Annotated in this window: 14 protein-coding genes and 1 other RNA gene; 12 read left to right on the plus strand and 3 right to left on the minus strand. The window is 39.5% G+C overall.

Features of this window, described 5'->3' with window-relative positions:
- Nucleotide 1: 1 nt before the first annotated feature.
- The 12 genes from OQ268_RS06400 (at nt 2) to OQ268_RS06455 (ending at nt 20668) form a co-directional block, all read left to right on the plus strand.
- Nucleotides 2-1723 carry a RagB/SusD family nutrient uptake outer membrane protein gene (locus OQ268_RS06400; protein ID WP_265855286.1) on the plus strand — a complete coding sequence of 574 codons (1722 nt, stop codon included), beginning with the start codon at nt 2-4 and terminating at the stop codon, nt 1721-1723.
- A 38-nt stretch (nt 1724-1761) separates the two neighbouring features.
- Nucleotides 1762-4839, plus strand: coding sequence for a SusC/RagA family TonB-linked outer membrane protein (locus OQ268_RS06405; RefSeq protein WP_265855287.1), 3078 nt, complete (start codon nt 1762-1764; stop codon nt 4837-4839).
- A gap of 11 nt (nt 4840-4850) precedes the next feature.
- Nucleotides 4851-6596: a RagB/SusD family nutrient uptake outer membrane protein gene (locus tag OQ268_RS06410; protein WP_265855288.1), complete on the plus strand. Its 1746-nt coding sequence runs from the start codon at nt 4851-4853 to the stop codon at nt 6594-6596.
- A 98-nt stretch (nt 6597-6694) separates the two neighbouring features.
- The gene (locus tag OQ268_RS06415) at nt 6695-9328 is read left to right on the plus strand and encodes a glycoside hydrolase family 2 TIM barrel-domain containing protein (RefSeq protein ID WP_265855289.1); all 2634 of its coding nucleotides are present in this window, start codon (nt 6695-6697) and stop codon (nt 9326-9328) included.
- Nucleotides 9329-9433: 105 nt separating this feature from the next.
- Nucleotides 9434-10567 carry a glycoside hydrolase family 18 protein gene (locus tag OQ268_RS06420; RefSeq protein ID WP_265855290.1) on the plus strand — a complete coding sequence of 378 codons (1134 nt, stop codon included), beginning with the start codon at nt 9434-9436 and terminating at the stop codon, nt 10565-10567.
- The gene (locus OQ268_RS06425; RefSeq protein WP_265855291.1) at nt 10567-13038 is read left to right on the plus strand and encodes a glycoside hydrolase family 2 protein; all 2472 of its coding nucleotides are present in this window, start codon (nt 10567-10569) and stop codon (nt 13036-13038) included. The genes OQ268_RS06420 and OQ268_RS06425 overlap by 1 nt, the downstream gene beginning before the upstream one ends.
- Nucleotides 13035-14198 carry an alginate lyase family protein gene (locus tag OQ268_RS06430; RefSeq protein WP_265855292.1) on the plus strand — a complete coding sequence of 388 codons (1164 nt, stop codon included), beginning with the start codon at nt 13035-13037 and terminating at the stop codon, nt 14196-14198. Before OQ268_RS06425 ends, OQ268_RS06430 begins: the two co-directional genes overlap by 4 nt.
- A 2-nt stretch (nt 14199-14200) precedes the next feature.
- Nucleotides 14201-15712: a hypothetical protein gene (locus OQ268_RS06435; protein ID WP_265855293.1), complete on the plus strand. Its 1512-nt coding sequence runs from the start codon at nt 14201-14203 to the stop codon at nt 15710-15712.
- Between the two features lie 2 nt (nt 15713-15714).
- A complete protein-coding gene (locus tag OQ268_RS06440; RefSeq protein WP_265855294.1) occupies nt 15715-16899 on the plus strand; it encodes a glycoside hydrolase family 88 protein in 1185 nt (394 codons plus the stop codon).
- Between the two features lie 59 nt (nt 16900-16958).
- Entirely contained in the window at nt 16959-17870 is a 912-nt protein-coding gene (locus tag OQ268_RS06445; protein ID WP_265855295.1) for a ThuA domain-containing protein, read from the plus strand.
- 260 nt (nt 17871-18130) lie between these two features.
- The gene (locus OQ268_RS06450; protein ID WP_265855296.1) at nt 18131-20155 is read left to right on the plus strand and encodes an alpha-amylase family protein; all 2025 of its coding nucleotides are present in this window, start codon (nt 18131-18133) and stop codon (nt 20153-20155) included.
- 126 nt (nt 20156-20281) lie between these two features.
- Nucleotides 20282-20668, plus strand: a complete 387-nt coding sequence (locus OQ268_RS06455) for a hypothetical protein (protein ID WP_265855297.1) — start codon at nt 20282-20284, stop codon at nt 20666-20668.
- 940 nt (nt 20669-21608) lie between these two features.
- On the opposite strand, the gene ssrA is transcribed toward OQ268_RS06455, so the two are convergent.
- The 3 genes from ssrA to OQ268_RS06470 all read right to left on the minus strand — a co-directional run bounded on the left by ssrA (nt 21609) and on the right by OQ268_RS06470 (nt 23736).
- Nucleotides 21609-21974, minus strand: a transfer-messenger RNA (tmRNA) gene (ssrA, locus tag OQ268_RS06460).
- A 106-nt stretch (nt 21975-22080) separates the two neighbouring features.
- The gene (locus tag OQ268_RS06465; RefSeq protein WP_265855298.1) at nt 22081-23280 is read right to left on the minus strand and encodes a pyridoxal phosphate-dependent aminotransferase; all 1200 of its coding nucleotides are present in this window, start codon (nt 23278-23280) and stop codon (nt 22081-22083) included.
- A gap of 60 nt (nt 23281-23340) precedes the next feature.
- Complete coding sequence (locus OQ268_RS06470) at nt 23341-23736, minus strand: DUF1573 domain-containing protein (RefSeq protein WP_265855299.1); 396 nt, start codon at nt 23734-23736, stop codon at nt 23341-23343.
- Nucleotides 23737-23878 lie beyond the last annotated feature (142 nt).

Genomic DNA, 23878 nt, shown 5'->3' on the forward strand with positions numbered 1-23878 from the left:
CATGATGAAAAAATATTTCAAACATATAGCTGTTCTCTTAATCATTGTCGGCTTTGTATCTTGCAAAAAAGACTTCCTGGAAAGAACACCAGGTGTTGCCATTAGCGAAGAAGAAATTTTCGCAAATCCAGCGCTGGCCGCCAGGTTCGCTGATAATGCCTATAACTATCTTATTCATAAATACGTTCGTTTTAACGATCACCGTGGCTGTGTGGCTCAAGCATCAGACGAAGCTGTTTCTGGCAATTCTGAAGGAACAGTTACCTCTTTAAACCGTGGGTTATATCATGAGCATTCTACACAAGCATCACTAAATGATATCGGGGACATTTGGGAAAGAATGTATATGGGGATAGCCATCACTAATAAGATGCTCGCCAGAATTAATGATGTACCACCTTCGCCAAATGCAACAGTTCCTATTTTTAATCCAAAACGAGTAGAAGGGGAAATGAGGTTTATACGTGCCATGTCTTATTTCGAGTTAACGAAGAGATTTGGAGGTGTGCCATTGGTTGATAGGGTGTATGAAGTAAATGATGATATCAATCTGCCAAGAAAATCTTTTCAAGAAATTACCGATTTCATTTTGGCAGACTTAAATATAGCCGTTACAAAGCTAGGTACTGATGACGAATATGGTGCATCTAACTATGGTCGGCCTACCATTGGCGCTGCACAGGCGTTAAAGGCTCGTGTGTTGCTTTATGCAGCAAGCCCTTTAAACAATCCATCAAATGATAAAGCTAAATGGAAAGCTGCTGCAGATGCCGCTTTGGTATTAATGGACGGAAGATACGCTTTGCAGGCATCCTATTCTGATATTTTAAATCTTCCAAATTCACCAGAATACATCATGATAAGGATAAAAGGTAATACACCCTTGGCCGGAGAAATGATGCAGGATTTCTCCATGTCTCCAGGTTCTGGAGGTGCTCAAGGTCAGATGAATCCTACCCAAAACCATGTAGATATGTACGAAATGGCCAATGGAAAGCCAATTACGGATCCAACCTCAGGCTATAATGCTGCCAATCCGTATGCTGGGAGGGAACCGCGTTTTTATGCCAATATCATTTATAACGATCTGCCCTGGCAGGGAAGAAGGATACAAATGTGGGCTACCGGTACAGCGCCAAATTTATCTTACGGTGTAGACTGGGATCCAAGAAATATTACCTATACCGCGACCAGATATTATTGCAAAAAATACTGGCCAGAGGTTTACAGAACTGTGGGTGGTAGTACAACTTTACTCAATTACATTTATTTCCGCTATGCAGAAATGCTATTAAATTACGCAGAAGCACAAAATGAATTTCTATCAGCTCCAGATGCAAGCGTTTACAATGCGTTAGTGCTTATTCGCCAGAGGGCTGGTATCGAAAGAGGTACCGGGGTTTATGGTTACGGCTTAAAAGATAACATGACTACCCTTGAAATGCGTGAAGCCATTAGACATGAGCGTGCTATTGAACTGGCTTTCGAAGATCATCGCTGGTACGATATTATGCGCTGGAAGATTGGAGCCACAACCATTGGCGTACCTATGAAAGGTATGGATGTATTTAGGAATAGCAATGGTTCTTTTACCTACACCGTATTTACGTTAGGTAACAATTTCCAGAAAACCTGGAATGAAAGACAAAATCTTTACCCAATTCCTCGTCCGGAGATCTTTAAAAGCAAAGGAGTGTTAACTCAAAATCCGGGCTGGGAGTAAGCTGTCTATTCATCTACGTTATAAGATCTTATTCAATTATGAAATTATCAAAATTAAAATATATTATATGCCTGCTGTTTCTATGGATGGCCGTATTAAACGTTTATGGGCAACAAAATCCTGATGAGCGAGTTACCATTAAAGGAAAGGTGATTGATCAGGATAAAAAACCAATCCCTGGTGTGGTGATCTCCATCCAGGAAGATAAGACAAATAGAACTGCAAATAGCAATGCCAATGGTGAGTATACCATCGAAACTTCAACTAGCGACGTTTTGGTTTTTAAAATGATGGGTTACGGAACCATCTATAAGCCAGCAGGAGAGGTGAATAACGTATCGATAACTTTAATTAGATCGTTAATAGATGCCGGGGATGATGATTTGGTATATATTCCGTTTGGTGTAAGAAAAAAGCGGGAGGTTACCGCCTCCATTAGCACGATTAAAGCAGAAAACTTAGCTCAAATTCCCTCGTCATCATTAACCAATGTTTTTACGGGCCGCCTACCAGGATTAAATATCTATCCAAGTGGTTCGCAGCAACCTGGGTACGATGAATCCAGCTTTCTGATTAGAGGAAGGTCATCTTACAACAGTAACCAGGAACCTTTAATTTTAGTTGATGGTATTGAGCGTAGTTTCACGGCCATGGACTTGGGTGAAATTGAAAGTGTAAGTGTTTTTAAGGATGCAGCAACTTTGGCTTGGTACGGGATGTATGCCGCTAACGGTGTAATCTATATTAAAACCAAACGTGGTAGTGCTACATCAACAAAAGTTACGTTCGATGCACAAGCTGGGTTGCAAGCACCATTAAACATTGCGAGTCCTCTTGATGCCTTTACCTATGCAACGCTTTACAACGAGGCTTCAATAAACAGTGGTGGTGCAGCAATTTACGACGCTACCGCTTTGCAGGCATACCAAACAGGATCCGATCCAATCAAGTATCCGAATAATAATTTTGTTAAAGATTTTACTAAATCGGTAGCCCCAACGCAACGTTATGTAGCAAGCGTTAGTGGTGGTAACGCATTCATTAAATACTATACGTTGCTTAGCGCTTATCAGCAGGGCGGTTTTTACAAAGGTGGATTTAACGAAACGTATGATGCCAACACTAACTTTAGTAGGTATAACTTGCGAACCAATTTAGATTTGCATGTCAATAAAAATCTGGATGTAGCTTTAGACATTGGCGGAAGAATTACAAACTTAACCTTCCCTAACCAGGGTACTGGTGCATTTTTAAACGCCGTTTATAGCACACCGGCAAATGCTTTTCCTGTAATAAATCCGAATGGCTCTTACGGAGGTACTTCGATTTTTCCAACCAGTAATCCTAAGGCAATGTTAGAGGCCAGGGGCGCAAGCACCGACCTGGTAAGAAATATGATCGCTACGATTAGTGCCAGACAGAAAATGAATGGGATTTTGAAAGGATTAACTGCAGAGCTTTTCTATGCTTATGATATTTCTGGTGCATACAGGTCGGGGTTCTCTCAAACTTATGAAACTTCTGAACTGTTGCCAAGCGGATTGTATCAAACGTATGGCACAGCCAACAAAGTAGATTATCAGCCGAATAGCTTTTCTGGCAACATTAGGAAAAGTGAGTTCTGGGCCGGCTTCGACTATGATAGAACTTTCGGAGAACATGATATCAAATTTAGTACCCGCATATCCAGACAAGTTTATTCCACTTTCGGAAATTTAGATGTGAAACGCCAGGGCATTTCCGGTAGGATGACGTATGGCTTTAAACAGCGTTATTTTATGGACTTAACGGCAGGTTATTCTGGTTCAGAAAATTTTGCAGTGGGCAGAAGGTTTGGTTTCTTCCCCGCTGTTTCAGCAGGGTGGATCATCTCTGATGAGCATTTCATGCAAAGCTCAACAAGCTTTCTTGATTTCTTAAAATTAAGAGGTTCATATGGTTTGGTTGGTAATGATGCGATCGGTAACGCCAGAAGATTTGCTTTCAATGATTTCTTTGCCAGAAGCTCAACCGGATATACTTTCGGTACAGGCTACACAGGTGTTGGTGGTTCGGCACAGCTAGCCTTGGCAAATCCATTCTTAACATGGGAAAAAGCCTATAAATCCAGTGCAGGATTTGATGCAAAGATGTTTAAACAAACACTTTCCATTAGTGCTGATTATTTTTACGAAAACAGAAAAGATTTAGCAACGGGATCGCTATTGCCTAACATTTTAGGACAGAACCTGGTCTTTGTCAACGAAGGTCAGGCTTCTTACAAAGGATTTGAAACCGGTATCAACTATAATAAAAAGATTGGTCAATTTAACTTGAATTTGTTTGGTAACTACACTTATCAGGTTAGTAAAATTTTGGCCATCAATGAAGCTGCAAACCTACCTGAATATCAAAAGGCCTTGGGTCGGCCAATTACAAGTGTAATATCTCCTGCTGCTACAGCAACAACAGGTGCGGGTTATATCAACAGCATGTTAATCTCCAATGGTATTTTCCAAACTCAGGCAGAGATAGATGCTGCACCAACCCAACTTTTTTCAAGAGCTGTTAAGCCAGGAGATATTAGGTATGTAGACCAAAATGGCGATGGTTTAATTAATGATTTAGATCGGGTGAAAACTGATTTTAACTTTGTGCCTAAATCCGTGTTTGGATTTGGTGCCGGAATAGCGGTGAAGGGTTTCGATTTAAATTTTCTACTTCAAGGTACTTTGGGCAGCTCGATAACCATTCAGCAATTGGTTAACGCCGGTAATACTAATAATGGATTTTTAAATCAATTTAGTACAGATAGGTGGACACCAGACAATCCAAATGCAGCATTCCCACGCCTTTTACTATCAGATCGGGGAAACAACACTGTAAATTCAGATTTCTGGATCCGTTCTGGAGATTTTCTAAGATTAAAGAACGTTGAGCTTGGTTATGCGCTGCCAGATGCATTTGTGAGAAAACTCAAGCTGCAACAGGTGCGGTTTTATGTAGGCGGTTTAAATCTATTAACCTTTGATAAATTGGGTAACCTGGATATTGATCCAGAATTACCAGAATCGGGCTACAACTCGTCGTACCCTTATATGAAAATCTATTCATTTGGTTTAAACTTGAAATTTTAATGGTTAAGAAGATGAAAAATAATATATACTACATAATGCTCGCTGTAACTTTACTAACAGCAGGGTGCGAGAAAGATAAATTTCTTCAAGATGGATCGTTCAGTGGAACCAATGATGTTACCGAAGCTCAATTATGGGCTAATCCAGATTATGCTCGAAATTTTTTAAATAACGTTTATGCATCTTTATCAGATAGATATAACCTTGGTGATGGAGCACTTCTGGCTTCAGCAACAGATGAAGCAGTTAATTCAAATTTAAATTCGGGGATTAACACATTTACCAATGGCACTTGGAGTGCAGCCAGACCGGTTGATGATGTATATAGTGAGATGTATGCAGGTATTCGAAAAGCAAATATGTTTTTAGAAAAAGCTAATGGTAGTGCAATTATTCCTATCGATGAAGTGCTGCCCGCCAATGTTGCCGCCAATCAAACCTACGATGCTCAAATACAACGTTTATTAGGTCAGGCTTATTTTCTAAGGGCATTTTTTCAATTCGAATTGCTAAAGCGTTATGGAAGTTTTGTAATTGTTACCAGAACACTCTCAGTTAGCGATGAGCTTGATTTGCCAAGAAATAGTTTTAACGAATGTGTAAAGCAGATTTCTGATGACTGTGAAGCCGCAATTGCAAGATTACCTTTATCACCCGTAGAATGGCGAACAGTAGATAGAGGAAGAGCAACTCAAACGGCGGCAATGGCATTAAAAGCAAGGTTGTTGTTATACGCTGCTAGTCCACAGTACAACTTAACAAATGATATCTCTAAATGGCAGGCAGCTGCTGATGCAGCCAAACGTTTAATGGATACCGGGAAACATGGTATTTATTCCTCTTATCCTAACATTTGGTTGTGGAATACTGCAGGCGCATTTAACAACGAAACCATTTTCGCTACAGCTACTTTGAATACCACGTCTATTGAAACCAATAATGCTCCGGTTAGTTACGATGGCGCAAACGGACGCACCAATCCTACCCAGGAAATGGTCGATGCTTTTGAGATGAGAACAACCGGTAAACCCATTACAGACGCATCTTCCGGCTACAATGAAGCTGCGCCATATACCAACAGAGATCCCAGGCTAGGTTTCACGGTTTTGTTCAATTCCGCATCCGTGCAACCAGCAGTAGCAGCTACCAACTTTAAATCTCGCCCTGTTGAAACTTTTGTTGGGGGTAAAGATGGTTTAGGATTAAATGTAAACGCCACCAAAACCGGTTATTATATGCGCAAGTATTTGAGTGAGAGTGCCTCCTGGGCAGGAACGACCACAAATATTCGCCGCCCCTGGATTTTCTTCAGGTATGCAGAGGTTTTATTGAACTATGCAGAAGCACTCAATGAGGCACAGGGGGCTGCTCAGGTTACAGAAATTTTAAGGGTAATAAATTTAATCAGAGCAAGAGCTGGTGTAGCAATGCCAGCTTTGCAAACTGCTAATCCGGCAGGCAATGGCTATGTAGCCCCAACTCAAATAGAATTACGTAAAAGAATCAGAAACGAACGTAGGGTTGAATTGTGCTTCGAAGAACATCGCTTTTTCGACGTTAGGAGGTGGAAGGAAGGTGAAGCAACTTTTAATAAACAGGTAACTGGGATGAGAATTACACCAGTAACCGCTACCACCTTTACCTACACTCGTTTTACGGTTGATAACAGAGTGTTTTCTGCTAGGAACTACCTTTACCCAATTTCACAGAACGAATTAAACAGATCACCTAAACTTGGTCAAAATGCTGGTTATTAAAGTAGGTAAACAAAGCGTAGTCGACTACGCTTTGTTTACCTTAAATGATTAGCTGAAACGAATTTCATTCTGTTGCAACCATTAAATTATCAGATCCTATGCGTCAAATAACCTCGTTTTTGCTCATATTATTGCTATTCATTTCACATGGGTTTGCGCAACACGGGAGCAAAGTAATAAACCTTAACACTGGATGGCAATTTTACAAAGCAGGTAGTAAGATAAGGAGCACCGTGAACTTGCCACATACTTGGAACGCAAAAGATGTGATGGATGATGTACCAGGCTATTATAGGGGCGTAGGGTTCTATAGAAAAAAACTCTCAATACCCTCAATTTATAGACACAAATCGGTGTCGCTTTATTTTGAAGGTGCTAACCAAAAAGTAAAAGTCTTCTTAAATGGAAGAGCTGTTGGTACGCATACCGGAGGCTATACGGGATTTAACATTCCCTTATCTGGCTTGAAATTTAGTGGGAGCGACGAAATCATGGTACAGGTAGATAATAGCTTCGATAATGATGTACCACCATTAACTGCCGATTTCACCTTCTTTGGGGGATTATATAGAAGCGTCTCTCTTATCATTTCAGAACCAGCTCATTTTAGTGATCGATCGTTTGGCAGTAGCGGTGTTTTCATCAACGGGGCCAATGTAAATAAATCTAAGGCAGATATATATATCAATGGTAATTTTTACAATAATGGTTTTGATAAACAGTTTTTTGTCGTTTCCATCTTAACTAACGCTAAAGGTAAAGTTATTGGGAGATCGACTATGAAAACTAAAGGTGGAAACATAGGTAACATTGCCTTCCGTTTGCCGAAAATAGACGTATCAAATCCTACACTATGGTCGCCTGATCATCCATATCTGTACCGATGTACAACCAGGCTACTGGATGCAAAGTCTCTCGCAATATTAGATGAGGTAGTGACACCCATTGGTTTGAGGTTTTTTCGTTTTGATGTAAACGACGGTTTTTTTCTAAATGACCAACCCTGCAAATTAATCGGAACGAGCAGACATCAGGATTTCGCAGGGTTAGGCAATGCAGTCTCTAAGAAGCTGCAAGTAAAAGACATCAAAATGATCAAAGACATGGGCGGGAATTTCTTGAGGGTTGCTCATTATCCCCAAGATCAGGCTGTTTTGAACGCATGCGACAGTCTCGGCATTTTAACATCTGTGGAAATTCCTATTGTTAATGAGATTAGCGAAAGCAAGGCATTCACATCAAATGCGAAAAAGATGTTGCTGGAAATGATTAAACAAAACTATAATCATACAAGCATAATTATTTGGGCATACATGAATGAAGTATTACTTAAGATGCATTACACTAATGATGCTGAAAATAAGAAGAAGTATCTCGAACGTGTTGCCAATTTAGCCCGGGAGTTAGAGGAGATTACGCGATCAACTGATCCGACACGCTACACCATGATGTCAAACCATGGAGATGTAAATGGTTACATCAAAGCTGGATTGACAAAAATTCCTATGTTGGTTGGCTGGAATCTTTACCAGGGATGGTATGGCGGCAAGGCTGAGGATTTCGGTCCAAACTTAGACAAAATTCATCAGCTGCTTCCAGAAAAACCAATTCTAGTTACTGAGTATGGTGCCGATGTGGATCCTAGAATACATGCTTTCAATCCGTTAAGGTTTGATAAGAGTTTAGAATATGGAATGCATTATCACCAAATATATATCGAAGCTTTGCTAAAAAGAAAATTTGTAGCCGGAGCTGCGGTATGGAATTTAGCCGATTTCAATTCAGAATCACGGGAAGAAAGTATGCCACATATCAATAATAAAGGGCTGCTAACAATAGATCGTAAACCTAAAAATACCTATTATCTCTATAAAGCATATTTTCAGCGTTCTCCTTTTTTAAAAATTGGCAATGGCTCGTGGGCGCACCGGAGTGGAATCGCCAAAAAAGGAGAGAACCATGTTAGCCAAATGGTACAGGTTTTAAGTAATACCGATACTGTTGAACTTTTTGCTAATGGCAAAAGCCTGGGAAAAAAAGTAGTGGTTGATCGCATTACCAACTGGGATTTTCCTTTCAAGGATAAAACAAATGAGCTTAGAGCAGTTTCAATAGTTAATGGAAGAAAACTCGAAGACGTGGTGAAGATTAATTTTAACTTAATACCGTTTTCTTTCAAGAGTGGCGAACTGAATCTGCTAATGGGGAGTGAAAGACAGTTTGTAGACAATCAAAACAAGGTTTGGCTTCCGAGTAAGGTGTATGAGAGCGGCTCTTGGGGGAGCATTGGTGGCGAACCCTTCAAAGCAAAAGCCAATGCCCGTTTACCCTATGGTACCGATAAGAACATAGTTGGTACGCAGAACGATCCGATTTACCAAACACAATTGCTTGGTTTGGAGGGATATCAGTTTGATGTACCTGTTGGAACTTATGAGATCATATTCTATTTTGCTGACCTAACAGGAGCTGGGTCTTCAGGTTTGCCTTACAACTTGGATGGATCGGTCACCAAATCTACAGAAATTCCACAGCATAGCATTTTTAATGTTTTTGTGAATGGGGCTTTGGTGCTTAAAGATTTCAATCTCAGTGACACCTTTGGTTTTGCAACGGCTGTGCATCGAAAATTTAAGTGTACGGTTTTAGATGATCATGGTATTCGTATCTTGTTCCAAAGTACCTCAGGGAAAGCAGTGTTGAATGCAATGCAAATTAAAAGAGCTGAATGATAAAACGTATATCCACTATGCTATGCTTACACCTGTAAATTTTTTACGACGCAGTCAATCTTCTCTATTAAAACAATATAAAATAATCAACATAACCCATTAAAGATGATATCAATTACTCAACGAATTACAATATGCGCATTATTAACGTTGCTTATCACTTTAAGTGTAGGAATGAAAATAGCCGAAAGAAAACATGTTATCATTGGATATGTAACTGGCTATAATGGGTTAATCGATGTTGCCAATATCGATGCTCAAAAGCTTACCCACATCAACTACGCTTTCGTGAATGTTCGAAATAATCAAGCTCATTTAGAAGATTATAAAAGAGATTCTACAAATTTTATTCGCTTAAATAGTTTAAAACTGAAGAATCCTCAGTTAAAAATATTAATATCAATTGGTGGTTGGTCTTGGAGTGAAAATTTTTCCAATGCGGTGCTAACAGATTCATTGCGGGCAAGCTTTGCTCGTAACGCAGTAAAGATAATAAGAGATCATCACTTAGACGGTGTAGATATCGATTGGGAATATCCAGGGATGCAGGGAGAGGATGGAAATATCTTTCGACCTGAAGATAAAGCGAATTTTACGAAGATGTTCGAAGCCATTAGAAAGGAATTAGATGCTTTAGAACAAGAAACCGGGCAAAAGAAATTATTAACAACTGCTACAGGCGGCTTTCCTGATTTTTTAAACCATACCGAAATGGGTAAAGCGGCTATCTATCTTGACTATATCAATTTAATGACTTATGATTATTACTCTGCCAAAGTTGCCGGGCACCATACTAACCTCTACCGAAGTAATGTTTCATCTAATCAACAATCCGCAGATGGGGCGATTACGGCTTATTTGGCAGCAGGTGTACCTGCAGATAAGATTGTAATGGGCATCGCCTTTTATGGGAGGAATTTGAAGTTGATTCCAACAGCTTCAAAAGGGCTTGGAGATACCATACTTTCTTCATTGAATAGTTACGGTAAAGGCTACACTTATCTGAAAGACAGTTTAATAAACCAAAAAGGCTTCAAAGCTTATCGCGATGAAACAGCCAAAGCACCATACCTATTTAATTCAACTACCCAGGAGTATATTTCTTATGATGATGAATGGTCCGTCGCACAAAAATGTAATTATGTGCGCCAAAATAAGTTAGGTGGCGTAATGTTTTGGGAGTATAACGCAGATAGGAAAGGATATTTATTGAATCAAATAGCAAAGGAACTTAAATAATGAAAGAACAAGTCAGGCAGATCATACTCATTATATTTATATCAGCATCAAATTTAGTATACGGGCAGCAAAGTACTCGGTTAAACGGCGGCTGGGAATTCGTTCGCCAAGATTTAGGGGGCGTATGGGAGGCTGTAAGGCCTGTTAAAGCTGGCAATCCTGAGGAATTACCTTTTTGGCACCAAGTCACCCTTCCACATTGTTTCAATGCTACTGATGCTGTTGATCCTGATGTGAATTATTATCAAGGTCCAGGATGGTACCGAACTTACCTGGACATTAATAATCCATACCAGAATGGACATACGCTATTGCATTTTGAGGGAGCTGGACAAAAAACAAGCGTTTATGTATACACCACTAAAGTTGCAACCCATGTAGGAGGATATGACGAATGGACCGCAGATATTACCGATGCAGTAGCTCAATTCAAAAAAAATCCGCTGTTTAAAACGCAATTTAAAAATAGGGTGCCCATTATTGTACGTTGCGATAATAGCAGAGACTTAGAAATGATTCCTTCAAATCTTTCTGATTTTAATGTCTACGGTGGCATTTACAGGTATCTCAATCTCCTTTATACGCCCAAAGTATCTTTCGATAAATTATTTTTAACTGCCACCATTAACCAAACCAATCATACAGGTACACTCAAAGTTGCAGCACGTTTGCATCATTTTGATAACACCATCGTTAGTGCTCAATTAAAAATTAATATTATTGATCCTAAGGGATTGATTGTTTATCGCTTAACAAAAAGCGTTAAGACTTTTTCCAATGATTCTGTTTTGCTCAATTTGACTTTGAAATCTCCAAAGCTATGGTCGAACGAGCAGCCAGAACTTTACACTGTTGATGCAGAGCTTATTGCCGATGGTGAAAACGCTTCCATTAAACAGAAAGTTGGGTTTCGAAGTTTCGAGTTTGTAAAAAAAGGGCCATTTACCCTGAATGGAAAAAGGCTTTTGTTGCGTGGTACCCATCGGCACGAGGATCATGCAGATGTAGGTGCTGCTATGACAGAGGAAATGATGCTTACTGAAATGAAGCTGATGAAAGAAATGGGCGTAAATTTTATTCGCCTTGGCCACTACCAGCAATCTCGCATCATTTTGAATGCTTGCGACAGTTTGGGGATTTTAGTGTGGGAGGAGATTCCTTGGTGTCGCGGTGGATTAGGTGGCCAGGTTTATCAAGATCAGGCCAAGCAAATGCTTACAAATATGATTGAACAACATTACAACCATCCATCAATTATCATTTGGGGTTTGGGAAATGAAAACGATTGGCCGGGAGATTTTGAGGAATTTGATCAGAATAAAATAAGAGCATTTATGATGGAGTTAAATACTTTATCTCATCATTTAGACCCGCTTAGAAATACCGCAATAAGAAGATGTGATTTTTGCAAAGATATTGTCGATGTATATTCACCATCGATCTGGGCAGGTTGGTATCGTGGCGACTATACGGAATATAAAGATGTCTCACTTGCAGAATTCAATAAAACAGATCGATTTCTTCACGTGGAATGGGGAGGCGATAGTCACGCAGGAAGGCATTCTGAAAATCCTGATAAAGCCTTAAGCCAGATTAAAAAGGGAGGCGGGGCTGATGAAAGGGCTGGAGATGCATCACTTTATGGGGGCGCTGCAAGGGTAAGTAAAGATGGAGATTGGAGTGAAAGTTATATAGTTAACCTTATCGACTGGCACTTGAAAGAACAGGAAAACATGCCATGGCTTAGCGGTTCGGCATACTGGCCGTTCAAAGATTTTTCAACACCCATTAGGCCAGACAATCCAGTGCCTTATGTCAATCAAAAAGGGGTAATCGAAAGAGATTTCACTAAGAAAGAAGCATATTTTGTGTTCCAATCTTATTGGACAGAAAAACCGATGGTTCATATCTATGGCCACAGCTGGCCAACACGCTGGGGTGATGATGGAGAACAGAAGATGGTAAAAGTTTATTCCAATTGCGATGAAGCAGAGTTATTTTTGAATGGTAAAAGTCTAGGTGTTAAGCAGCGAAATAGTCAGGATTTCCCCGCTGCTGGTTTACGCTGGCAGGTTCCTATGTTTAAGGGATTGCAAACTTTCAAAGTGGTTGCCAGGAAAAATAAAACGGTGGTAACCGACCAAATAACTCAAGTTTATCAAACAGAAAAATGGGGTAAACCGGTAAAAATGTCTATTAAGAAAATAACAGAATCAGGTGGCATTGCTACTGTAGAGGTCAATGCTTTAGATGATCAAGATGTGTTATGTTTGGATGCTCAAAATGTGGTTTCCTTTCAATTGATTGGAGATGGCGAATTAATTGTAAATCAAGGTACTTCGAGTGGTTCATCTAAAGTGCAACTCTATAACGGAAGGGCAATCATTAAGGTGAAAACAAATCAGGCTAACAGCGTAATCTCGGTCCAGTCGAAAGGCATTCCAACTTCATTTTTAAATTTATCACAATGAAAGTATTAAGGTTAATATGTGTTTGTCTAATGCTCATCTCTGGCGTGCAGGCACAAAGCAATGATATTAAAACCCAGGCAACAGCGGTTTTAAGAAAACAAATTTTAAGTGAGGCAAATTGGGCATTAGCCCAAAAACCCGTCACCATAACCGAGCAAACCTCCCCGAGAAGCGCCGGAGGTAAAAATGATTTTTTTTCTGAGGCAGATTATTGGTGGCCCAATCCGGAAAACTTGGATGGGCCTTACATCAGTAAAGATGGAGAAACCAATCCAGATAATTTTGTGGCTCATCGAAAAGCGATGATAAGATTTAGCGAAATCATTGGTTCGCTAGCTTCAGCCTATCAACTTACCAAGGATGAAAAATATGTAAAACATGCCGTCTTACATCTTAAAGCCTGGTTTGTTAATAAGGGTACGATGATGAATCCTAATTTATTATTTGCCCAAGCAGTAAAAGGTGTTTCTACAGGTAGAAGCTGGGGAATCATTGATACCATTCATTTAATGGAGGTTGCCCAAGGCATTATCATCATGCAACACGCCAAATCATTTGATAAAAATACTACTATAACAGTTAAAAAATGGTTTGCCGATTACATCCAGTGGCTAAATACCAGCAAGCCTGGCATTGCAGAGAAGCTTGCTAAGAACAACCATGGTACTTGCTGGGCAATGCAGGTGGCTTCTTTTGCTAAATTATGTAATGATCAAAAGATGCTCGATTCGCTGCGATGGAGATATAAAAATGTGTATCTGCCCAACCAAATGGCTACTGATGGTAGTTTTCCCCTGGAACTCGCTCGAACAAAGCCTTATGGTTACGCCATCTTCAACCTTGATGCTTTTTCTACGCTGTGTCAGATCTTATCATCTCCGAAAGACGACCTTTGGAACTACAAAACCGAAGATGGCAAATCGATAATGAAAGGCATAAACTATCTTTATCCTTATATTGCTAATAAAGCAGCCTGGCAATTGAAACCTGATGTGATGTTTTGGGATAACTGGCCTGTAGCCCAACCATTCTTGATTTTTGGTGCTAATGCCAATGGTAACAAGGATTGGTTTAATACCTGGAAGCGCCTTGATCTGAAGCCTGAGGTCGAAGAAGTAATAAGAAATCTACCAATCAGACATCCACTAATTTGGTTATAAGTATGAGAATAGTTCACACAAGAAAAGGCATTTTATTCGCACTGCTGTTATGCACCCTTCATACCGTTTCAGCGCAGAAACCATGGAACACTGCGCTGGTGCAGCAAAAGAAAGATGGCAGCCTGACCTACGTGGCCGATGAACTTGGTAATGTTATTCCAGATTTTAGCCGGGTAGGTTACCACCAGAATCGAAAACCTATACCTGTCGTTCCTATAGTGGCCACAATTTCTGCCACCGGAAATCAAGACCAGGAACGCATTCAACATGTTATAGACGAATTAGCAAAAGTTCCGGTTAACAAGGATGGACTTCGGGGCGCCATTTTATTAAAAAAAGGTACCTACAAGATACCCGGTAGTATTAACATTCCTGCCAGTGGGATTATCTTACGTGGTGAGGGGGTCGAAACAGTGCTCGTTGCTACTGGCAAAGGTCAGCGCAAGACAATTATAGCCTCGGGTAAAGGGAATCGGACTGAAGTGCCGGGTTCCAGGCTGAAAATAACAGATCGATATGTACCTGTCGGTGCTAAATCTTTCAATTTAACAACCACCAAAGGTTTAAAAGTTGGCGATAAAATTATTGTGTTCAGGCCAGGAACTGTAAAGTGGATAGCAGATCTTAAAATGGATCAGATAGAAAACAAAGAGGGTTTAGTGCAATGGAAACCGGAAGCTTATAACCTCGAATTTGAACGAACCATTACATCAATCAAGGGCAACCAGGTAGGTATTGATAATCCCATTGTAATGGCAATGGAAACGCAATATGGTGGTGGAGAGGTTTACCGCTATAACTTCGATGGAAGAATAAACGAAGTTGGAATTGAAAACATGTTGCTTACCTCAGAATACAATGGCGATACTGACGAAGATCATGGCTGGGATGCCATATCGTTTAATAGGATAGAAAATAGTTGGGTTAGCGGGGTAACAAGTAAGTATTTTGGGTATTCTTCCGTTAATTTAGGAGGTTTTAGTAAACAGATCACTGTAAAAGATTGCCGCTCGCTTTCGCCCAAATCTCAAATTATTGGTGGCAGAAGATATTCTTTTAACAATGATGGCCAGCTGAATCTAGTGATGAATTGTTATGCTTCTGAAGGCAGACACGATTACGTAACAGGAGCCAAAGTCGCCGGACCAAATGTATTTTTTAATTGTAAATCGGAAAATGCGAAAGCCGACATTGGGCCGCATCATCGATGGGCAGTAGGAACATTGTTTGATAACATCGTTACGGATGGCGAAATCAATATCCAGGATCGGGGAAACTGGGGTACCGGTCATGGATGGGCGGGAGCAAACCAGGTTTTATGGAACTGTACAGCTAGCAAGGTTGCTATACAAAACCCGTATGTAAGTGCCAAAAATTATGCTTTTGGCTTGATAGCGACGCTTTACGATGGGCGATTGCCAGGAAGGCCAAAGGGCATTGTAGAAGGACTTAATAAACCGGGTTTAGTGCCCAAATCTTTGTACTTAAAACAGTTAGAATTAAATAGGAAATGATCATGAAATTAAAGTTAGTTGGCTTGTTTATGTTGCTATCTGCAACAATTTTCGCACAAAAGCCTGATGTAAAGCATGCGATGCAAGCTGCAATGCAGCAAACCGAATTGCTCGTTAAAAATGTTGATTCGGCCAGAAAAGTGAAACCGAACTTAGTTTCTCCTCGAACAGTTGAAAATGGTGAATTCAAAATGGTCGCTTCCAAAGATTGGACCAGTGGATTTTTTCCGGCTCAACTGTGGTTTTATTATGAATATTCTAAAGATAAAAAATGGCTAGCGTTGGCCAAAAAATATACTGAGGACATAAAAAAAGAACAATATAACAAAGGTACCCACGATTTAGGCTTCATGATCTATTGCCCTTTCGGAAATGGCTACAGGTTTACGAAAGACGGAGCTTATCGAGATGTTATTATTCAGGCAGCCAAGTCGCTTTCTACACGTTTTAATGCCAAAGCTGGCGTAATTAAGTCTTGGGATCATAACACAGATAAATGGAAATATCCGGTAATAATCGATAATATGATGAATCTGGAACTGCTGTTCGAAGCTACAAAACTTACTGGAGATTCTTCGTTTTATAAAATTGCCATTTCTCACGCAGAGAAAACAAAATTAAACCATTATCGCCCTGATTTTAGCTCTTATCATGTTGTTGATTATGATACCGTTTCTGGTGATGTTCGCAACAAACTGACAGCGCAGGGTTTTGCAAATTCGTCAGCTTGGGCTAGGGGACAGGCCTGGGGTTTGTATGGGTTTACACGCTGTTATTACTACACAAAAAATAAAGCTTATTTAGCTCAGGCAGATGCGATTGCAAATTTCATCCTATCTAGCAAGATTACTCCTGAAGATGGTGTGCCTTATTGGGACTATAACGATCCAAAAATTCCCAACGTCTCAAGAGATGCATCAGCAGCAGCCATTACAGCATCTGCGCTTTACGAACTTGCTAAGTTTAGCAAAGCAAATAGCAAGCGATACGAGTCTGCAGCCGACAAAATAATGGTATCGTTGAGTACACAATATGTAAATCAACCTCAAACAAATTATGGGTTCTTATTAGCACACAGTACCGGCCATCGCCCCGCAAACTCAGAAATTGATGTACCCATCAATTATGCAGATTATTATTACATCGAAGCACTTCTGCGAAGTAAAAATATGGTGCTTGCTAAATAAATGGTTTTGACTTGTTCTGAAGAGTAACTTTATCCTATTTAACTTAAATTTTTAATACAATGAATGGCCAGCAAATTGAAATAAAACGACCTGCTCCGCCAGTAAGGTCACTTAAAACTTTCTCAATTGGCTTTTTAGGCGTGTTTTGTTTCTTGCAATTTATTTTGATAAATGGTTTCGCTCAAAATAAAGTAGATCGATTTAATGTTATAGCATTCTTTACTGCTAAGAATGATTTGGCACACATTAGCTTTGTGAATGAAGCCAATAAAATTTTCCCTGAAATGGCCAGGGCAAATCATTTCACTTATGATACCACATCAAATTGGGATAATTTGAACCTGCATTTCCTATCTAAATATCAAGTGGTATTGTTTTTAGATACCAGACCCGAAAAACCCGAACAGCGGCAAGCATTTCAGGCTTATATGGAAACGGGTGGTGCCTGGATGGGCTTCCATTTTTCAGCGTTTTCTATGGAAAAATCGAAGTTCGACACCAACTGGAACTGGTATCATAACGAGTTTTTAGCCTGTGGGCCATACGTAAGCAACACCTGGCGGCCCACATCTGCCATTTTGAAGATAGAAAGTCCAAAGCACCCCATAGCAGCTGGCCTCCCGCAGAAATTTAAAAGCCAGCCCAATGAATGGTATAAATGGAGCAATGACTTAAGAACAAATCCTGATATTGAGATTTTATTGTCTATCGACAACAGCAGTTTTCCCCTTGGAACAGGACCAAAGCAACATGAAATATGGAACCAAGGCTATTATCCCGTAGTGTGGACAAACAAAAAGTATAGGATGGTTTACATGAACATGGGACACGACGACATGGATTACGAGCACCTTTATGATAATTCTAACCGAAGCTTATCCAGTACTTTCAATAGTGCGGAGCAGAACAAATTAATTTTGAATAGTTTGCTCTGGCTTGGCAGTGGTAAAAAATCAAAGCCTCTGCACTGATAATGCATAACTGGGAGCTAATTGAATTATCAATTATATAAAAAAAGGTTTATGCCTATTGAGCGGCGTCTAACTTGCCGTTATCTAATTATTTGGTATTTTAGCCTTCTCGACGTAAATAATGCGTCGGGTTTTAGACTACAAATATTAACTTGGATATCGACGTCTCCGCGGTTGTTCAAGATGAAAAATCAAAAATAAGATGGGGTTGTAAAATTAGTTTATCCTGAAATCCTGCTAGCTTAAAAAATACATGCGCTATGAAACTGTTTTTCAAGATTAAGGCCTGCGCTTTTCTGTTATTCCTCTCAGTATTTTCTAACATAGCATCTGCACAAAGAATCTCGTTTGGTAGTCGAGGTATAATCATGGTCCAACCAGCTCAAGGTGCCTTCGACGTCTTTATTGGCGGTAAAAAAATTATAAATGAAGCATATTCTGAATTACTGATTGACAATCATTTGATTAGTACAAAGGGCTTAAAGATGAGTTTGAAAGTAAAAAAAACTGTTAAAGATGTCCTTGGAAACGCTGCTATTTATGATTTCGTTGGTCTTACACCTGATGGTTTAACCTTGACTCAGGAAATCCGTACCTACAAAAAGTTAGATTTTTTTATAATAACACTGAGCATAGTTGGGAAGAATTTGCATACTAATCAAATGATTCCATTAAATGCTGAACTTGTAAGTGATAATTTCGATGACAAACGGACACTATTTGTACCTTTTGATAATGACGCCTTTATTCGATATCACAACGATGTCCCCAAGCTTAACCAGAAAAATGTGAGTTCCGAAGCCACAGCCGTATACAGTAACGATAGCCGCATAGGGATTGTTGTAGGTACTTTAGATCATCACCAATGGAAAACAGGCATCACTACGCAACTTGTAAGCCAGTCTGCACTAAATTTAAGTGTAACTTGTGGTTTCACCGATTTTAAACTCACAAGAGACAAAATTAAGCACGGTGAAATAATGGCAGATAAGATTTCCAGTTCAAGAATTTTGGTCGGCTATTTCAATGACTGGCGGACGGGAATGGAGACTTACGCAGCGGCTGTTCGAAAAACGGAAAAGCCAATCCTGCCAGATTGGAAAGGGCCAACACCCGTTGGATGGAACAGTTGGGGAGCCATGCAGCAAAAAATTTCATACGAGAAGGCGACACAGGTTGTAGATTTTTTTGCTGATAGCTTAAAAGGACTTCGGGTAGATAATGCAGCGTATATCGACCTGGATTCGTATTGGGATAATATGCTTAAAGGCGATGATTATTCGACTTTGAAGAGATTTGCCGATTACTGTAAATTGAAAGGCTTGAAGCCAGGAATCTATTGGGCACCGTTTACTGATTGGGGTTTTCAACATAGTGCCAATCGGAAAGCCCCTGGAAGCAATTTTACTTTCGGCGAAATGTGGACAAAAATTAACCAGGGTTACCATGATTTTGACGGTGCACGGGCATTGGATCCCACACATCCAGGAACCCAGCAACGAATAAATTTTATCATCTCAAACCTTAAAAAATGTGGTTTCGAAATGATTAAGATTGACTTTTTGGGTCACGCCGCGGCAGAATCCACCCATTTCTACGATACAAGCATAACCACAGGTATGCAAGCATATCGTGTTGGAATGGAATATTTGCTTAAATGTATTGATAATAAAATGCTTATTTACGCTGCAATATCGCCAAGCCTGGCCTCTGGCAGGTATGTGCATGTTAGGCGCATCGCTTGCGACGCATTTTCGCGAATAAATGATACCGAATACACGCTCAACAGTGTCACAAATGGTTGGTGGCAGACTTACCTGTACAATTACATAGATGCCGATCATGTGGTATTGGGCAACGAGAATGAAGCGACCAATATCTCTAGAACCTTATCAGCCATCGTTACCGGAACTTTAATCGTTGGCGACGATTTTTCTACACCAGGACCATGGAAAAATCGGGCTAAAAATCTTTTCCAGAATCAGGAGCTTCTAACTATAATTAAAAATGGAAAATCCTTTACACCTGTAGAAGGTAATGCGGGCAGTGGAGCGTCCAAGCTGTTTGTGAAGGCAGTTGGCAATAAAAGATATGTAGCCTTATTCAATTACGAAAAACAAGAGGCCAAACTTATTCTCGATTTTGTACGGTTAGGAATTGATCGCTCTGAAATCTTAAAACTCCAGGATGCAATAACCGAAGACCAGGTTGATATTAAAAATGACCTTGCTGTAACCCTCAGACCCGAACAGGCAAAAATGTTCAAAATCATATTGAAGAAATAGGAGCAGATCCCCTCATACGACCCTTAATCTAATGATTTTAGAATGCTGTTTGATAATGGCCCTTTATCGCTATTTAAGGATTTTTCTATGATCTGTAAATTTGAGTGATTTAATTTTTATCAAACAATGAAACTAAAACACCTCTTAATCGCCCTTCTGATAGTTATATTACCCATTTCATTAGTTGCTGGCCTCTATTTACCCAAAGGGATTAAAGCCAAACAGCATGAACAAAAACTAAAATTATCTGATTTTGAAACCGATCATGTGAGTGTTGAAGATGTAAAGACTAAAACTTTTGTGCTTGATGATAAACAACCAATTGGTGGTACTATCTACTACTGGAAGCTTCGATCTGGTAACCAGGTTATAAACTTTGAGCATGTTCCAGATCACGTCTATTGGAAGTGGAATGTAGGCGAAGAAGTTCCACCAAGAGTAATTTTATCGCTATTGCGCATTGATGAATTAATTCATGAGACGTACAACCTTCATATCACAAGGCAAAAATAATTTGATACGAGCCAGGCAGAAATGTCTGGCTTTTTCGATTGACCAAAAGTTATTAAATTTATTAACCCAACTTCAGTTTCGCTTACTAAAAAGACTATTAATAAAAAAGTCTGAGCGAAAAGCGTATTCGCTGAATGAGTGTTTAGTTCAGCAGCCAGACATTATTCGCTAACGCATTATCAATTAATATCAGACAACGAAAAAGCGCCTTCATTATGAGATACGATTTCCAGTATACCTTAGCCTAAACTTCCGAACTGCCACATTGATAGGCATATGCGATAGTCCTAAAAGACTATTTACCAAATATTAGATATTCAAGAAATTTGCGTTATGAAAAAAATTATTGCAGCAATACTATTGGTGTCGATGTTGTCATCTTGCGCTCAGCAAATCTGTCCAGCTTATTCGTCTAAACATAAAATCAGAGGCGGATCTCGTACCGGATATTAACCTTATCTTTTCTGGAACTATATACGAAAGCAGATTGGAGTAGTTTATATGATATTAGGTGAACAATCGGACGGTTCGATACATGATGCCTTCAATAATAGAATGATTCGCTGAAAATCTCCCTAAATACATTATCATATGATGCATCATGTTGATAGCAATGGCTAAGTCTGGACTGCGTTCAACATTCTTCCAATTCGGGACTGATACGAAAGTGTTCCTGCTTCTGCTATACATACTAAAGTTACACCGCGGAATAAAAACATCAAACGAACTATTGGATGTTCTTTATTGCTGTATTTTAGAAGTGAAGTGGAGCCGAATGCTAGCGTTCATGGTGTTCGGTAAATATTTTACTTGGTGTCAATATGGTGTTCGATTTTTGTACTATTATTTAACGAATATACTGCTAAAAATATTAGCAATCTATGTTTTAGCAATAAAAAAGCCACTTATTGTGGTAATAAGTGGCTAATAGTTGTAAAATTTGTGGAGCCGAAGGGAGTCGAACCCTTGTCCAGTTGTGAGATAAATTATACCTTCTACATGCTTATTTTCCAATTAATTTTAGGGAGATAAACGGGCTGGAAACCGACCTTGTTTATAACCTTAGATACTTGATCTCACCTTAAATCGCATCTCTTTAAGGCCAGCTTTGTTGTTTCGATGCCCCAGATTCTAACCCAACAATGCAGCAGTTAGAGGGACAAAAGCTAGCTAGTTCTAAACTAGGCAGCTAAGGCGTAAGTATTTTCGCCAATCAAAATGTGATCGTTCACTTTAAGTGCTCTCCGAACAACGCACTGCATGCTAACATAACCTTCGCCACCCTGTCAAATCCAAGAACGGCCCCATGTTAAATTAGTTATGGTTATCCAACCGAGGGGTAAAGGTACAAAGAAAATGCCAAATAATAGGTCTCCGCCTATATTTGGCATTAATGATTTTAATTTTTCGGTTTAAATGGTTCTCCCTGGATATTGTTTTAAGGCAATTGCTAAACAATCCATTGCGGCATTCAAATCGGCAGTGTTTAAAACGTAAGCCATTCTAACTTCCTGTTTTCCAGAACCTGGTGTAGAATAAAATCCTGTTGCTGGCGCCATCATGATGGTTTGGTTTTCATAGGAAAATTCTTCCAGCATCCATTGGCAAAAATAGTCGGCGTCATCAATAGGAAATTTAGCGACCACATAGAATGCACCACCTGGATTCGGACAGAAAACGCCTTCAATACTATTCAGCCTGCCCACCAAGGTATCTCTACGTAACGTATATTCAGTATTTACCTTTTCGAAATAGCTGTCTGGTGTATCCACTGCTGCGGCACCAGCTATCTGCTCCACCATGCCTGGACTTAACCTGGCCTGTGCAAACTTCAATCCCGATGCAATAACTGCTTTATTTTTAGTGATTAAACATCCCAATCTTGCACCACAAGCACTATAGCGTTTGGAAACCGTATCCATAATCACTACATTTTCATCCAGGCCATCCAAATGCATTGGCGATATAAACTCCCGTCCGTCATAGCAAAATTCCCTATAGGCTTCATCAGAAAACAAAAAAAGATCATACTTCTTGCAAAGCATTTTTAACGCTTCCAGCTCTTCTCTAGAATAAAGATAACCTGTAGGATTGTTTGGGTTGCAAATAATTATCGCTTTAGTTTTTTCGGTGATTAATTTTTCGAATTCAGCAATTGGAGGTAAGGCAAATCCATTTTCAATAAATGATAAAATTGGTTTAACTACTACATTGCTCATGCAGGCAAAACCGTTATAATTGGCGTAAAAAGGTTCTGGGATAATTATTTCGTCTCCTTCATTAACGCAGGTTTGCATGGCAATTGTAATGGCTTCGGAGCCTCCAACAGTTACCAATATATCTTCTTCGGTAATGTTATAACCTAGTTTATTGTAGTATTCGGCTAATTTTGTACGGTAGGCTAATGTACCTTCAGATTGGGTGTACGCCCAAACATTGAAATCGATATTTTTAATGGCATTAAGCATACCCTCGGGTGTTTCGATGTCGGGCTGCCCAATGTTGAGGTGATATACTTTTTTACCCTCTTTTTTAGCTTTATCGGCGTAAGGCGTTAGTTTTCTGATTGGAGAAGCAGGCATTTGCATTCCCTTTTGTGAAATTTTTGGCATGGTGCAAAAATAAAAAAGTCCCGATGAAAATCGGGACTTTGAATATGTTTAATTAAAATATTACTTAGACGTTGCTGAAGTGATGGTTTCGCCTTTGATATAAAGTACTTTAATAGGCGTTTTAGCATTTGAAGTAACGGTTACCGCTTTTGAAAAAGCTGATGGACCAGCTGCTGCATTAAAGGTTACAGAGATTACACCTGATTCACCCTTTTTAATAGGGGTAGTGGTATATTTGGGAACCGTACAGCCACAGCTTGCTTCTGCTTTTGTGATAATTAATGGCTCTTCGCCAACGTTAGTGTATTTAAAATCGAAGGTTACGGGCTTACCCATTGGGATTTTACCAAAATCGTGAGTTTCCGATTCAAATTTAAATTCAGCTGGTTTAGATTGTGCATTCGCAACAACACCAAAGCCTAAAACGAAAGCGAATAATACTAAGATCTTTTTCATGAGATGTGTGATATATTTTATCAAAAAATTACTAAAACAAATTTAATGTTTTCTATCTAAAACAAAAACTATTCCAATTATATTTTCCAATTCCATATATAATTTTACATTCCAACTTAAAGGCAAACTTTTTATTTTGTTT

Origin of the sequence: Pedobacter sandarakinus (assembly GCF_026240095.1) — a bacterium.
Taxonomy (GTDB): domain Bacteria; phylum Bacteroidota; class Bacteroidia; order Sphingobacteriales; family Sphingobacteriaceae; genus Pedobacter; species Pedobacter sandarakinus.

What these genes read in the sequence shown, in the direction of transcription:
- OQ268_RS06400 (WP_265855286.1), top strand. Translation starts at nt 2, where the DNA reads ATGATGAAAAAATATTTCAAACATATAGCTGTTCTCTTAATCATTGTC.
- OQ268_RS06405 (WP_265855287.1), top strand. Translation starts at nt 1,762, where the DNA reads ATGAAATTATCAAAATTAAAATATATTATATGCCTGCTGTTTCTATGG.
- OQ268_RS06410 (WP_265855288.1), top strand. Translation starts at nt 4,851, where the DNA reads ATGAAAAATAATATATACTACATAATGCTCGCTGTAACTTTACTAACA.
- OQ268_RS06415 (WP_265855289.1), top strand. Translation starts at nt 6,695, where the DNA reads ATGCGTCAAATAACCTCGTTTTTGCTCATATTATTGCTATTCATTTCA.
- OQ268_RS06420 (WP_265855290.1), top strand. Translation starts at nt 9,434, where the DNA reads ATGATATCAATTACTCAACGAATTACAATATGCGCATTATTAACGTTG.
- OQ268_RS06425 (WP_265855291.1), top strand. Translation starts at nt 10,567, where the DNA reads ATGAAAGAACAAGTCAGGCAGATCATACTCATTATATTTATATCAGCA.
- OQ268_RS06430 (WP_265855292.1), top strand. Translation starts at nt 13,035, where the DNA reads ATGAAAGTATTAAGGTTAATATGTGTTTGTCTAATGCTCATCTCTGGC.
- OQ268_RS06435 (WP_265855293.1), top strand. Translation starts at nt 14,201, where the DNA reads ATGAGAATAGTTCACACAAGAAAAGGCATTTTATTCGCACTGCTGTTA.
- OQ268_RS06440 (WP_265855294.1), top strand. Translation starts at nt 15,715, where the DNA reads ATGAAATTAAAGTTAGTTGGCTTGTTTATGTTGCTATCTGCAACAATT.
- OQ268_RS06445 (WP_265855295.1), top strand. Translation starts at nt 16,959, where the DNA reads ATGAATGGCCAGCAAATTGAAATAAAACGACCTGCTCCGCCAGTAAGG.
- OQ268_RS06450 (WP_265855296.1), top strand. Translation starts at nt 18,131, where the DNA reads ATGAAACTGTTTTTCAAGATTAAGGCCTGCGCTTTTCTGTTATTCCTC.
- OQ268_RS06455 (WP_265855297.1), top strand. Translation starts at nt 20,282, where the DNA reads ATGAAACTAAAACACCTCTTAATCGCCCTTCTGATAGTTATATTACCC.
- OQ268_RS06465 (WP_265855298.1), bottom strand. Translation starts at nt 23,280, where the DNA reads ATGCCAAAAATTTCACAAAAGGGAATGCAAATGCCTGCTTCTCCAATC.
- OQ268_RS06470 (WP_265855299.1), bottom strand. Translation starts at nt 23,736, where the DNA reads ATGAAAAAGATCTTAGTATTATTCGCTTTCGTTTTAGGCTTTGGTGTT.